Origin of the sequence: Mesorhizobium sp. M0136, assembly GCF_040322515.1 — a bacterium.
Classification (GTDB): Bacteria; Pseudomonadota; Alphaproteobacteria; order Rhizobiales; family Rhizobiaceae; genus Mesorhizobium.
This window is the reverse complement of sequence record NZ_JAMYTP010000019.1, coordinates 98,159-111,371: the sequence shown is the minus strand read 5'-3', so window position 1 is coordinate 111,371 and position 13,213 is coordinate 98,159. Positions and strand designations below refer to the sequence as shown.

Genomic DNA, 13,213 nt, shown 5'->3' with positions numbered 1-13,213 from the left:
GTCACACTTGAACCGAAATCTCACTTGCCGCCGTCGCCCTCAGGCAAAGACCGCACCGGCGTGCCGGTATAGGCCCACAGCCATTCGCGCGGCAGCGGCCCCTTGTTGCGGTCGCTTTCCTGCGACTGTTCCCACGCATGTGCGAGGATGCCGACCGAGCGCGACAGCACGAAAAGACCGCGCGTCAGCGGCGGCGGGAAGCCGAGCTCGCCGTAGATGACGGCCGTGGCGCCGTCGATATTGAGCGGGATTTTTTTGCCCTTGCGCCGCGCAACCTCGGCCTCGATCGCCTCGGCAATGTCGGCGAAGCGCCCGCTGACGATGCCGCGCGCGGCAAAGTCGCGGGTTAGCTCGATGAGGCGGGGCGCCCGCGGGTCGACCGGATGGAAACGATGGCCGAGCCCGGGCACATAGCCGTTTTCCCCGGCAAGGAAACGATCGAGCCGCGCCGACACGGCGTCCGCAAGCGGCATGCCGGCGTCCAGTTCGGCAGCGATGTCTCCGTAGAAGGAAAGCGCCTGTTCGCCGGCGCCGCCATGCACATCGCCAAGCACGTTGACGGCTGATGCCATGGCGCTGTTGATGCCGACGCCGCAGGTGATCGCCATACGGGCGATGGCGATCGACGGCGCCTGCGGCCCATGGTCGACGGCAGCACCCAGCGCGATGCCAAGCAGCGCCGCCTGCTCCTCGCTTGGCAGTTCGCCACGCAGCATCAGCCAGATCATTGCCGGAAAGCTGACGCGGCCGATCAGATCCTGGATTTCATAGCCGCGCAGCCGGATGACGCCGGGGCGCATCTCAATGATGCCGGTCTGCCACCATTCCTCGCCGCGTGCGCGACCAGTCTTGTTTTGCGTTCCGCTCATGCCTTCGCTCTTTTCCTGGCACGCGGCGGCAGGCCGGCAAAAACCTCGCCCATATGCTCGCCGAGCGCCGGCGGCGGCCTGCTCGGCAAAGGTGCCTCGCCATCGACCATGAAGCCGCCGCGCACCACGGTCAGCGGCTGGTCCATCCCGGACACAGCCGGGAAGCGGGCCGTCATGCCGCGCTCGATCACCTGTCGCTCCTGCAGTATCTGCGGGATTGTCAGCACCCGGCCTGCCGGCACGCCGGCGCGATTGAACGTCTCCTCCCAGGCGGCGGCCGAGCCGCTCGCCAAGGCATCCTCGATCAGCGCTTTCAATGCAATGCGGTTCTGCTTGCGCGTTTCTCGCTCGGCAAAGCGGACGTCCGACGCCAGCTCCGGCCGACCGATCAACTGGCACAGTGTGACGAACTGCTCCTGCTTGTTGGCTGCGATGTTGAGCAAGCCGTCGCCGGTGCGAAACGCGCCAGACGGTGCGGCCGTCATGTTTTCATTGCCCATCGGCTGCGGCTCGACGTCCGCCGTCAGATAGTTCGACACCGGCCAGCCGAGCGCAGAAAGCGTGCATTCGAGCATCGAGACGTCGAGGAACGCGCCCTCGCCTGTCGTCTTCTGCTTGACCAATGCGGCGGTAATGGCGAACGCCCCGACCAGCCCGCCAAGCGTATCGGCGACCGGATAGCCAACACGCAGCGGCGCCGTTTCCGGTGTACCGGTGATGCTCATAATCCCGGAAAGACCCTGGATGATCTGGTCGTAGGCTGGATTGTCGCGCATCGGCCCGGTCTGGCCGAAGCCCGATATCGCACAATAGACAAGGCTTGGCCGGACTTCTTTCAGCCTGGCATGGCCAAGCCCCAGCCGGTCCATGACGCCGGGGCGGAAATTCTCGACCAGCGCGTCGGCCGAAGCGACCAGATCGAGGAAGCGTTCGCGGTCGGCCTCCTGCTTGAGATCGAGCGCCACCGAGCGTTTGCCGGCATTCTGCGCCAGGAACGAAGCGCCCATGCCCGCCCGGTTGAGCTCCGGAGAGGCGCCGAGCTGGCGCGCCAGATCGCCGCCTTGCGGCGTCTCAACCTTGATGACGTCGGCCCCGAGCAATGCCAGCTGGTAGGCGCAATAGGGGCCGGCCAACACATTGGTCAGGTCAAGGATGCGGATGCCGGAAAGCAGGTCTGTCATGACGTCACGAACAGCTCAGGCATCGCCGGGCACGTGCTCCGGTCCCCGCATGCGTCTGTGCTCGATGTAGGCCCAGATATGCGGTCCAACCAGCCCGATGAAGGCCAGCGTCAGCAACGTCAGCGACAGCGGATGCTTGTAGAACACCGTCCAATCGCCGTTCGAGATGGTCATCGCGCGGCGGAACTGCGTTTCGGCAAGGGGCCCGAGAATCATGCCGATGATAACCGGCGCGGTCGGAAAATCGAAACGCCGCATCAGGAAACCGGCGGCACCGAGCAGATAGAGGATGACGAGGTCGATCGGCGATTGCGAGATGCCGTAGGTGCCGACTGTGGCGAACACCAGGATGCCGGCATAGAGCTGCGGCGCCGGGATCTTCAGCAATCGCACCCAAAGCCCGATCAGCGGCAGGTTAAGGACGACGAGGATGACGTTGGCGATGAACAGGCTGGCGATCAGCCCCCACACCAGGTCGGCCTGCGTCGTCAGCAGCAGCGGCCCCGGATTGATACCGTAGCTCTGGAATGCCGACAGCATGATTGCGGCCGTCGCCGATGTCGGCAGGCCGAGCGTCAGCATCGGCACCAGCACGCCGGCCGCGGATGCATTGTTGGCCGCTTCCGGTCCGGCAACGCCCTCGATGGCACCGACGGTGCCGAACTCGTCCTTGTGTCTGGAGAGTTTCTTCTCGATGGCATAGGAGAGGAAGGTCGGGATTTCGGCACCGCCGGCCGGCATGGCGCCGATCGGGAAGCCGATCAGGGAGCCGCGCAGCCATGGCCTCCACGAGCGCGACCATTCAGCCGCGGTCATGTAAAGCGACCCTTTCAACGGCACGATCTCGTCCTTGCCGGCATAGCGGCGCGAGGCCATGTAAAGCGTCTCGCCAACGGCGAACAGGCCAACGGCGACGACGATGACGTCGACGCCGTCGAGCAATTCGCTCATGCCGAAGGTGAAGCGCGGCTGCCCCGTCTGCAGGTCGACGCCTATCATGCCGACGACGAAGCCGGCGAACAGGCTGGTCAGGCCGCGTACCGACGACGAGCCGAGCACCGCCGAAACCGTGATGAAGGCCAGCACCATCAGCGAGAAATATTCGGCCGGGCCGAAGGCCAGCGCAAATTTGACGACGATCGGCGCCAGAAAGGCAACGCCGATCGTGCCCAGCGTGCCGGCGACGAAGGAACCAATCGCCGAGGTCGCCAGGGCCGCACCGCCACGGCCGGAGCGGGCCATCCTGTTGCCCTCGAGCGCGGTGACGATGGTGGCGCTTTCGCCAGGCGTGTTGAGCAGGATCGATGTCGTCGAGCCGCCATACATGGCGCCGTAATAGATACCGGCAAACAGGATGAAGGATGCCTCCGGCGCCACCTGATAGGTGATCGGCAACAGCAGCGCTATGGTCAGTGCCGGTCCGAGGCCGGGCAGCACGCCGATCGCAGTCCCAAGCGTGGTGCCGACCAGGCACCATATGAGATTGATCGGCGAGAAGGCGACCGAAAATCCGTGCGCGAGATGGCCGAGCGTTTCCAAGGCGTCAGCCCCTCAGCATGGTGACGAGCGAATCGACGATCGCGTTCAGCTGGTTTTCGATGAAGCCGGCGCCGATATTGACGCCGAGCGCCCTGGCAAAGCCGAAATAGGCGGCCAGCGCCAGGATCAGCCCGAGCAGCACGTCACGCACCGGACGCCGGCTGCCGAAACCGTGGCAGATGAGAACGAACATGATGACAGATGCCGCGGTAAAGCCGAGCGGCTGGATCAGCACGAGGTTGGCGATCAGTCCGAGGGCGACGATGCCCATCGCCTTCCAGTCGGTCGGCGTCGCCTTTTCGTCCTCCGGCTGCCAGCCGCCCCGCAAGGCGGCAATGATGAGCAGCAGCGACAGGATCACCATGCCGGTCATGGTGATGTAGGGAAAGACGGTCGGACCGACCTTGGAATAGAGCGGCGACACCGGGATTGCCAGCGTCTGCCAGGCAACCGCACCCGCACAGGCGAGGAGCCCGACGCCGATCAGCAGTTCGGGCACTGCAAGGCGCGGCGGCGCCGGCTGGTCGCTGGTGCTCATCATCGTCCTCCCAATGTCGGTCCCTTGGGGCCGGTTCTCCTTGGACCGGTCTCACCCGGCCGATCTCGGCGCAGTTTCACCTCCGGCGCCGCGTATGTCCATGCGGCTGGCGAAAGTCGGCAAGGGTTGGCGTAGGCTGCCACCCCTTGCCGAGAGCATCACGCTAGACCGAGGTCCTTGAGGATCGTCCCGATGCGGGCCGTGTCTTCTGCGACGAATTTCGCATAATCGTCACCGGTGAGCAGGATCTGCGTCCAGTTGCGGTTCTTGCATTCGGTGGCCCAGGCGTCGCTCTTGGCCATGGTCTCGATCAGCTTGATCATTGCTGCTTTGTCGGCGTCCGAGACGCCGGGCGGTGCGAAGACGCCACGCCAGTTGAACAGCTCGACATCGATGCCGGCTTCCTTCATCGTCGGCGCATCGATCCCCTCCTGGCGTTTGTCCGCGGAGATGGCCAGCAGCCGCAGCGCACCCGCCTTGACCTGTTCGGCGAACTCGCCATAGCCGGAGATGCCGGCCGCGACCTGGTTGCCGAGCAGCGCCGAAAGCGCCTCGCCGCCGCCGGCGAACGGCACATAGGAAAGATTGGTGGCCGGAACACCAACGGTCTTGGCGATGAGGCCGAACAATATATGGTCCGAGCCGCCGGCCGAACCGCCAGCAACCGGAACCTGCGTCGGGTCAGCCTTGAGAGCAGCGACAAAGTCCGCGGCCGTCTTGAACGGGGAGGCGGCCGGCACCACAAGCGCCTCGAACTCGCCGGTGAGGCGGGCGATCGGCGTGACCTCGGTAAGGTTGTTGGCCGCCTTGTTGGCGATGATGGCGCCTACCATGACCATGCCGGCCACCATCAGCGCATCGCCCTTGCCCTTCCATTGGTTGACGAATTGCGGCAGGCCGACAGTACCGCCGGCGCCGCCGACATTGGTGATCTGCGAGCCGGAAATCAGTTTTTCGCTGCGCAGCACCTGGTCCATGGCGCGCGCCGTCTGGTCCCAGCCGCCGCCCGGCGCCGCCGGCACGAAAATCTGCAGCTGCGGCGCGTCCTGCGCGAAGGCGGGGACAAAATGCGATGCCGCGAGTCCGGCAGCACCTGCTGCCGCGGTGCTCATCAAGAATCGGCGTCTGTTCAGCATGGGATTCCTCCAAATCGCGACACCTCCTCCGGTGCCTGCCAGAAACGTGGCCTGACTTCAGACCCGCTCGATAAAATTCATGCAGAGTTTGCGTCCTCCTGTCAAAGACAGAACACGCTGCATGCGGCACAATCGGCCTGTGCGGTCTTCAGGCAGGCGAACTCGACGCCGGACGACGTGGCAGGCAGAGGCCAGACGGTGTCCGTCAGGGCTGCCGCTCCAGCAGGATGGTCGGCTTGCCTTGGTAGACGGTTCGCAGCACTTCGCCATAACCACATTTTGCCGCGACGTTCAGCGATCCGGTGTTTTCCGGATCGATGATGCAGACGGTCTTCGCGGCGCCGAACGTCTCGTCGCCCCAGGCAAGCACCCGTGCGACGACTTCGCTGGCCAGCCCGTGGCCATGCGCGCCCGAAACCAGAGCCCAGCCGGTCTCCGGAATGCCCTCGATCGACGGCGTCATGTCGCGTTTCAGATCGTGAAAGCCGGCCTCGCCGATGAAGCGGCCGGTCTCCTTTTCCTCGATCGCCCAAAAACCGTAGCCCAGAAGCGACCACAGGCCGGCGTGTCGTAGGAAGCGCATCCAGCTTTCCTCCCGCGTGCGCGGCTTCCCGCCGATAAAGCGGGTGACGACGGGATCGGCCCACATAGCGACATAGGCGTCGAAATCGTCAAGCCGGTGCGGCCGCAGGACCGTGCGCGAGGTCTCAAGCACTGGGGCGACAATTGTATGCGGACTGGCCATGGTCATGTCTCGTTTGTGTTGCCGGTGCCTAATGCAGGTCTTCCAAAAGGGGGACAGCGACACGCACGAGACGGGAAATCCAAATCCGTTGTGAAAAACAAGAGCCAAGGCTGTGTAGATCATCTTCCAGGCTGATGTGAATCCTGCCAGGCGGTGTTAGTTTTTCTCCGGTATTGGTTCAGGCGCGTTGGGTTTCGGCGCTGCCGTCCGACAGAGGGAATCCAGCATGGACACCACCGACCTTGTGCTTGCCATCTTCCATCATCTGCTGGTGTTTTCGTTGGCAGGCATCATCGGCGCCGAATTCGTCCTGATCCGCAGCGACTTGTCCGCCGCGACGCTGAAGCGGCTCGTCGGCATCGACCGCCACTACGGCATTATTGCCATGCTGATCATCGTCGTTGGCATCGGCCGCGTCGTCTATGGTCTGAAAGGCTGGGAATTCTACGTCTACAATTGGGTGTTCTGGGCAAAGATGGCCGCTTTCGCCATTGTCGGCCTGTTGTCGATTATCCCGACCATCCGTTTCCTGTCCTGGAACAGGCAGGCGAGCGTCAGTCCCGGCTTCCAGGTTCCTGCGGTGGAGCTAGCGTCCGTTCGCACCTATGTCCGCACCGAAGCATCGATCTTCCTATTGATCCCGGTGTTCGCGGCGGCGATGGCGCGCGGCTACGGCTACTAGAATAGGTTGGAGGAAGGGTATCGCACGGCCCAACCTTCCCGCTTATTTGCGCAGAGAAACGTGCGGTTTGCCGTTTGAGCGCGATTGTCATTTGTCGGGTTGCGCTAGTTATTGCTCCATCTACAGTCGTTTTGGAGGAACCCGCGCAGCGGTTGGCAATCATATCCTGGGAGGAAACACGATGCGAAAACTCATCGCCGCGCTGGCTGTCGCTGCGGCCGCCATGCTTTATCCGTCGGCGGCTGGCGCGCAGACCTACCCCGAACGCACCATCACCATTGTCGTGCCGTTTTCGGCCGGTGGCCCGACCGACACCGTCGCGCGTCTTGTCGCGGAAGCTATGTCGAAAGACCTCGGCCAGCAGGTCATCGTCGAGAATGTCGGCGGCGCCGGCGGCACGCTCGGCGCCGGCCGCGTCGCAAATGCCGAGCCTGACGGCTACACGCTGCTCCTCCATCACATCGGCATGGCTACAAGTGCTACGCTCTATAGAAAGCTCGCCTACGACACGCTGAACGGCTTCGAATATGTCGGCCTCGTCACCGAGGTGCCGATGACCATCGTCGGCCGCAAGGACCTCGAGCCGACCGATCTGAAGGGGCTGGTCGACTATGCCAAGGCCAACAAGGACAGCATCACCGTTGCCAATGCCGGGATCGGTGCCGCCTCGCATCTGTGCGGCATGCTGTTCATGAGCGCCATCGGCACGCCGCTGGTCACCGTACCCTACAAGGGCACCGGCCCGGCCATGACCGATCTTCTCGGCGGCCAGGTCGATATCATGTGCGACCAGACGACCAATACCACCAAGCAGATTCAGGGCGGCACTATCAAGGCCTATGCCGTAACCTCGCCACAACGCCTCGATGTGCTGCCGGACGTGCCGACGACGATAGAAGCCGGCCTTCCCCAGGTGCAGGTCGGCATCTGGCACGGAATCTATGCCCCCAAGGGCACACCGGCCGAGATCACCGAACGCCTTTCGAAATCGCTGCAGGTGGCGCTGAAGGACCAGAATGTCGTTGCCCGATTTGCCGAACTCGGCACCAAGCCGTCGCCGGAGGCCGATGCCACGCCGGCCGCGCTCAAAGCCAAGCTGGAAAGTGAGATCGCGCGCTGGAAGCCGATCATCGAAGCGGCCGGCCAGTACGCCGACTAAAGGTTCTAACGGGGCGCCATCAGCGCCCCGTTTTTTTACACCGGCATCGGCACGCCCATGAGGCGAGCCGGGAGGACGCAATGAAACCTTTCGCAATCGACAGGACCAACGGCATATGCGCCGCGCTGTTGGTCTTTATTGGCGCCTTTTTCGCGCTGCAGTCGCTGGGCCTCGAAATCGGCACCGCCTTTCGCATGGGGCCGGGTTATTTCCCGCTCGTGCTGGCGATCGTGCTGATCCTGCTTGGCGCCGCCATCCTTGTCCAAGCGGTGCGTTTCGAGAGCGAGCCGATTGGTTACATCGCGTGGCGCGGCATGCTGTTTATCCTGCCTGCTCCGATCTTCTTCGGCCTGACGGTGCGCGGCCTCGGCTTCATCCCGTCGATCTTCCTGACGGCGCTGATCGCATCGTTCGGTAGCGGCCGCATGAGGCCGCTGACCGCACTCGTACTGTCGGCCGGCCTGACGCTGTTCGCATTCGTCGTCTTCAGCTACGCACTCGGCCTGCCGTTCCGGCGTTTCGGCCCGTGGTTGCCACTGTCGTTGTGAGGAGATGAAATGGAACTCCTCAACAATCTCGCACTTGGCTTTTCGACAGCCACATCTTTGGCAAATCTCGGTTTCTGCCTGATCGGCGTCCTTCTCGGCACGCTGATTGGCGTCCTGCCCGGCATCGGTGCCACCGCAACCATCGCCATGCTGTTGCCGATCACCTTCCAGATCGGCGACCCGGTTTCCTCTCTCATCATGCTCGCCGGTATCTATTACGGCGCGCAGTATGGCGGCTCGACCACCGCCATTCTCATCAACATGCCCGGCGAATCCTCGTCGGCCGTCACCGCAATCGACGGTTATCAGATGGCCAGGAACGGCCGCGCCGGAGCAGCCCTGGCGACCGCGGCAATAGGCTCGTTCTTTGCCGGCACGGTGTCGACCTTCCTCGTTGCCATCTTCGCCCCACCGCTGACGGCGATAGCGCTGAGATTCGGCGCGGCCGAGTATTTTTCGCTGATGATCGTCGGCCTGGTCTCGTCCGTCGCGCTCGCCCACGGCTCGATCGTCAAGGCGCTGGCCATGGTCGTGCTCGGCCTGCTGCTGGGACTTGTCGGCACCGATATTTACACCGGTACGCCCCGCTTCACGCTCGGCATCCGCGAATATGCCGACGGGCTGAATTTCGTCGCGGTGGCGGTCGGCGTCTTCGGCGTCGCCGAGATATTGCGCAACCTCGAAAACGAGCATGAGCGTTCCGTGCTGATCCGAAGTATCTCCGGCCTTATGCCGAGTAAAGAAGATTTTCGGCGCATGGCGGCTCCCATCGTGCGCGGAACGATCATCGGTTCGGCGCTCGGCATCCTGCCGGGAGGCGGCGCGATCCTTGCCGCCTTTGCCTCCTACACCGTCGAAAAACGTGTCTCGAAAAATCCCGGGGAATTCGGCAAGGGCGCCATCGAAGGCGTCGCCGGACCGGAATCGGCCAACAATGCCGGCGCCCAAACCTCCTTCATCCCGATGCTGACGCTCGGCATTCCGGCCAACCCGGTAATGGCGCTGATGATCGGAGCGATGATCATCCAGGGCATCGTGCCCGGCCCCAATGTCGCCATCGAACAGCCCGCGCTGTTTTGGGGGATCATCACCTCGATGTGGATCGGCAATCTGATGTTGATTGTCTTGAACCTGCCGCTGATCGGGCTCTGGGTGAAACTCCTTACCATCCCCTACTACGTGCTCTTCCCGATCATCATGGCGTTCTGCTCGATCGGCGTTTACAGCGTCAACACCAATGTCTACGACCTCTATGCCGTCGCCTTCTTCGGCTTGCTTGGCTACATCCTGACCAAGCTGCGCTGCGAACCTGCGCCGCTGCTGCTCGGCTTCGTGCTCGGCCCGCTGCTTGAGGAAAACCTGCGCCGCGCCATGATCCTCTCGCGCGGCGACCCAAGCGCCTTCGTGACGCGGCCGATCAGCGCCAGCCTGCTCCTCATCGCGCTCGCCGTGCTCGTCATCGTCTTTCTCCCCGCGGTCAAGAAGAAGCGCGAAGAGGTGTTCGTCGAGGAGAGTTCCTGAACATGGATGTCGCCGCATAACAGGAACTTTAGATTCTTAGCTGGCAGTGGTTGCCGCTGCTTGGTCCTGAGCTGCTTCCACTGGCCCGAGCGGCGCGATCTCGACGAGTGGTGCAGGCACGCTGGTCGTCTTTTCCTTGGCCTTGCAGATATCGGCGATGACGCAGGCCGGGCAATCCGGCTTGCGTGCCTTGCAGACATAGCGGCCGTGCAGGATCAGCCAATGATGCGCATGCCGGATATATTCATCCGGAATGATCTTCAGGAAACCTTGCTCTACCTGTTCCGGCGTCTTGCCCGGCGCCAGGCCGAGCCTGTTACCGATGCGGAAGATGTGCGTGTCGACTGCCATCGTGTGCTGGCCGAAGGCGACGTTGAGCACGACATTTGCGGTCTTGCGGCCGACACCCGGCAGCTCGACCAGTTGATCGCGATCCTCAGGCACCTCGCCGCCGTGGTCACGGATCAGCGCCTCGGACAGCGCGATGACGTTCTTGGCCTTGTTGCGCCATAGCCCGATGGTGCGGATATGGTCGCCGAGCTTGGCCTCGCCCAGCGCCAGCATCTTTTGCGGCGTGTCGGCAATTTTGAACAGCGCCCGCGTCGCCTTGTTGACGCCGGCGTCCGTCGCCTGAGCCGAAAGCACCACCGCCACCAGCAGCGTGAAGGGGTTGATGTGTTCGAGTTCGCCTCTCGGCTCCGGCCGCTGAACGGAAAAACGGCGAAAAATCTCATGCACCTCGGCCGGGCTGTAAAGCACCCGCGATCTCGCCGGCCGCGGACGCGGCTTGGCGTTCGAGCCATCGCGGCGGCCGGGCAGCAGGTCTTTTTTGAGCGCGGAAGAGTTTTTGGGCTTGGGGCTTGTCATTGCCTTCCTATAATATTCCCCAATGAGCGACACAAACGCCTCATTTCAGGCCGACGAGCCATTCTTCCAGGCGCTGCTGACACCGCACCGGTCGCTGGGCAAGACCGGCTTTGCCATCCTGATGGGCGCACTGCTGTTCGGGTGGCTGGTGACCGGAGCGTTTTTTCTGTCGCGCGGCGCCTGGCCGGTGTTCGGCTTCTTCGGCCTCGACGTGATCGCCGTCTATATCGCCTTCCGTGCCAATTATCGCGCCGCCCGGGCTCGCGAGGAGGTGTCGGTGTCGCGCACCAGCCTCGATATCCGCAAGACTGCCCCGTCGGGCAAATCGGAATCACACCGCTTCAATCCGTTCTGGGCACGCTTTTCGATCGCCCGCCACGCCGAGATCGGCATCACCAGAATGGCGGTCGAGGCGCAAGGAAAAACCGTCTCGATCGGCGCCTTTCTCAACCCCGACGACCGCGAGAGTTTTGCCACCGCATTTTCGCGCGCTCTGGCGACCGCCAAGGCGCGCTGAGCCAGCGTTTCAGAACCGATAGCGCAACAGCCTGCCGATCTTGCGCAATGCTGGAATGTATTTCCAAAGGCGAACAAACAGTTTCGCGAGCCAGCGCATGCGAGCGGCATGTTCCGGCTTATAGGCAGGGATGTCCTCGATGAACCGCAGCTTCGGAACGGCTCGCTCCAATTCATGCGGGTTCTCAATGCTCCAATGGACCTCGGCGCCGGTGGCGCGGAAGGAGGAATTGAGGCGAATGATCTTCAGGCCCAGGCGACTATAGGCATCGAAAACCAGTTCGCCGCTCGAAAGATGTCCCACCAAACGAGAAAACAGTTGCTGCCCGTCCTCGGCGGCCAGGTAGGGAGTCAGGCCTTCCGCCACGACTATGGCCGGGCGATCCCGAGGTACTTCGTTCAGCCATCCAGGTTCGGTGAGCGACGAAGCGATCAGGTGGTAGCGATCCCGCACGGGATAGAGCCTGCGCCTGAGGTCGATGACTTCGGGATAGTCGACATCGAACCAGTCCACGCCGGCTGGCGGGTCGATACGAAATATGCGCGTGTCGAGCCCACACCCCAGATGCAGCACGATGGTGTCAGGATTTCGGGCGACAAAGTCCTGAACGCAGACGTCCAGCGTCTTTGCCCTGATTGCTAGACCGATGCCGAGATTGTTGTCGACCTTGAGCCGTGAGAAATCATAATCGATGTTGCGCACCGCCTCGTCGGCAAAGTAGTCCCTGAGCAGCGAATTGGGCAGCCGGCTCTCCAGCGCCTTGCCGTAAAGTGTCAAAAGCAAAGTCTCCTTTGCCCCGGTCAGGTTTACTTTTTCACCAGCCACGACCGTCCTCCCCATTCAAAGCCAGCTCTATCTGGGTACATGCTGCGGGAAAGCAAGTTTCGGGTGGTGATCGCCGCCGCGAAGGACGATATTCGCACGCAAGGAGATACTGCCATGAACGCCCAAATGCCTCTCAAAACGACAGCAATCCTTCAGAAAGACATCACGCCTGAAGGCGGTGACTACGAAATCGTCCGTCGTGCCATCGAAAAGATCAGCCTCGACTATCGCGACCAGCCTTCGCTGGAAGTGCTGGCCGAGGAGGTCGGCGAGACGCCGACCGGGCTGCAGAAGCTGTTCACCCGCTGGGCCGGCCTGTCGCCCAAGGCTTTTCTGCAGGCCGTTACCCTCGATCATGCGCGCAAGCTGCTCGATGCCGGCATGCCGCTGCTTGAAACCTCGTTCGAGCTCGGCATGTCCGGTCCAGGCCGGCTGCATGATCTGTTCGTCACCCACGAAGCGATGTCGCCGGGCGATTACAAGACGCGCGGCGCCGGGCTCACCATCCGCTACGGCTACCATATCTCGCCTTTCGGCATCGCCCTGATCATGGTGACTGACCGCGGCCTCGCCGGCCTCGCCTTCAACGACCCGGGCGGCGAGCGTGCGGCCTTTGCCGACATGTCCAGCCGCTGGCCGAACGCTAGCTATGTCGAGGACATGGCTGCAACGGCGCCCTATGCCGCGCGTATTTTCGATCCGACGCTGTGGCGCGCCGACCAGCCGCTGCGCGTCGTCATGATCGGCACCGACTTCCAGGTCCGCGTCTGGGAAGCCTTGCTGCGTATTCCGATGGGTCAGGCCTGCACCTATTCCTCGATCGCCGCGCGCATCGGCGCACCGAGCGCCAGCCGGGCTGTCGGTGCCGCGGTCGGTGCCAATCCGATGTCCTTCGTCGTGCCGTGCCACCGGGCTCTCGGCAAGTCCGGTGCGCTCACCGGCTACCATTGGGGCCTGACCCGCAAACGCGCCATCCTCGGCTGGGAGGCGGGACAGGTCTCTTCGTGAATATAGCCAAAGAATGGAACGATAGGAGCGATGTAAGGACCGCTAGGGTGACAAGCAGCGATCTTACGGAGTAGCTTC

Annotated in this window: 14 protein-coding genes; 6 read left to right on the top strand and 8 right to left on the bottom strand. The window is 63.0% G+C overall.

Annotation, left to right across the window (positions count from 1 at the left end):
• Nucleotides 1–20 precede the first annotated feature (20 nt).
• From NKJ35_RS22345 to NKJ35_RS22320, 6 genes are all read right to left on the bottom strand, one after another.
• Entirely contained in the window at nt 21–869 is an 849-nt protein-coding gene (locus NKJ35_RS22345; protein ID WP_352476422.1) for a citryl-CoA lyase, read from the bottom strand.
• Nucleotides 866–2,050 carry a CaiB/BaiF CoA transferase family protein gene (locus NKJ35_RS22340; RefSeq protein WP_352476421.1) on the bottom strand — a complete coding sequence of 395 codons (1,185 nt, stop codon included), beginning with the start codon at nt 2,048–2,050 and terminating at the stop codon, nt 866–868. Before NKJ35_RS22340 ends, NKJ35_RS22345 begins: the two co-directional genes overlap by 4 nt.
• A gap of 15 nt (nt 2,051–2,065) precedes the next feature.
• Nucleotides 2,066–3,589, bottom strand: coding sequence for a tripartite tricarboxylate transporter permease (locus tag NKJ35_RS22335; protein ID WP_352476420.1), 1,524 nt, complete (start codon nt 3,587–3,589; stop codon nt 2,066–2,068).
• A gap of 4 nt (nt 3,590–3,593) precedes the next feature.
• Nucleotides 3,594–4,127, bottom strand: a complete 534-nt coding sequence (locus NKJ35_RS22330) for a tripartite tricarboxylate transporter TctB family protein (protein WP_254816833.1) — start codon at nt 4,125–4,127, stop codon at nt 3,594–3,596.
• A 158-nt stretch (nt 4,128–4,285) separates the two neighbouring features.
• A complete protein-coding gene (locus NKJ35_RS22325; RefSeq protein ID WP_352649569.1) occupies nt 4,286–5,263 on the bottom strand; it encodes a Bug family tripartite tricarboxylate transporter substrate binding protein in 978 nt (325 codons plus the stop codon).
• 205 nt (nt 5,264–5,468) lie between these two features.
• Nucleotides 5,469–6,008 (bottom strand): GNAT family N-acetyltransferase, encoded by a 540-nt coding sequence (locus NKJ35_RS22320; RefSeq protein WP_352649568.1) that lies wholly within the window; start codon nt 6,006–6,008, stop codon nt 5,469–5,471.
• Nucleotides 6,009–6,234: 226 nt separating this feature from the next.
• On the opposite strand from NKJ35_RS22320, the gene NKJ35_RS22315 reads away from it, so the two are divergent.
• From NKJ35_RS22315 to NKJ35_RS22300, 4 genes are all read left to right on the top strand, one after another.
• Entirely contained in the window at nt 6,235–6,690 is a 456-nt protein-coding gene (locus NKJ35_RS22315) for a DUF2214 family protein (protein ID WP_352476417.1), read from the top strand.
• A 181-nt stretch (nt 6,691–6,871) separates the two neighbouring features.
• Nucleotides 6,872–7,849 carry a tripartite tricarboxylate transporter substrate-binding protein gene (locus NKJ35_RS22310; RefSeq protein WP_254816829.1) on the top strand — a complete coding sequence of 326 codons (978 nt, stop codon included), beginning with the start codon at nt 6,872–6,874 and terminating at the stop codon, nt 7,847–7,849.
• 80 nt (nt 7,850–7,929) lie between these two features.
• Nucleotides 7,930–8,397, top strand: a complete 468-nt coding sequence (locus NKJ35_RS22305) for a tripartite tricarboxylate transporter TctB family protein (protein ID WP_352476416.1) — start codon at nt 7,930–7,932, stop codon at nt 8,395–8,397.
• A 9-nt stretch (nt 8,398–8,406) separates the two neighbouring features.
• Nucleotides 8,407–9,918: a tripartite tricarboxylate transporter permease gene (locus NKJ35_RS22300; protein WP_352649567.1), complete on the top strand. Its 1,512-nt coding sequence runs from the start codon at nt 8,407–8,409 to the stop codon at nt 9,916–9,918.
• Between the two features lie 36 nt (nt 9,919–9,954).
• On the opposite strand, the gene nth is transcribed toward NKJ35_RS22300, so the two are convergent.
• A complete protein-coding gene (gene nth / locus NKJ35_RS22295) occupies nt 9,955–10,785 on the bottom strand; it encodes an endonuclease III (RefSeq protein ID WP_352649566.1) in 831 nt (276 codons plus the stop codon).
• Nucleotides 10,786–10,807: 22 nt separating this feature from the next.
• On the opposite strand from nth, the gene NKJ35_RS22290 reads away from it, so the two are divergent.
• Entirely contained in the window at nt 10,808–11,302 is a 495-nt protein-coding gene (locus tag NKJ35_RS22290; protein ID WP_254816825.1) for a DUF2244 domain-containing protein, read from the top strand.
• Nucleotides 11,303–11,311: 9 nt separating this feature from the next.
• Here the strand turns inward: NKJ35_RS22290 and NKJ35_RS22285 are convergent, their stop codons facing one another.
• Nucleotides 11,312–12,127, bottom strand: a complete 816-nt coding sequence (locus NKJ35_RS22285) for a class I SAM-dependent methyltransferase (protein WP_352649565.1) — start codon at nt 12,125–12,127, stop codon at nt 11,312–11,314.
• Nucleotides 12,128–12,241: 114 nt separating this feature from the next.
• Between NKJ35_RS22285 and NKJ35_RS22280 the strand changes: the two genes are divergently transcribed.
• A complete protein-coding gene (locus NKJ35_RS22280; protein ID WP_254816823.1) occupies nt 12,242–13,135 on the top strand; it encodes a methylated-DNA--[protein]-cysteine S-methyltransferase in 894 nt (297 codons plus the stop codon).
• The last annotated feature ends 78 nt before the right edge of the window (nt 13,136–13,213 follow it).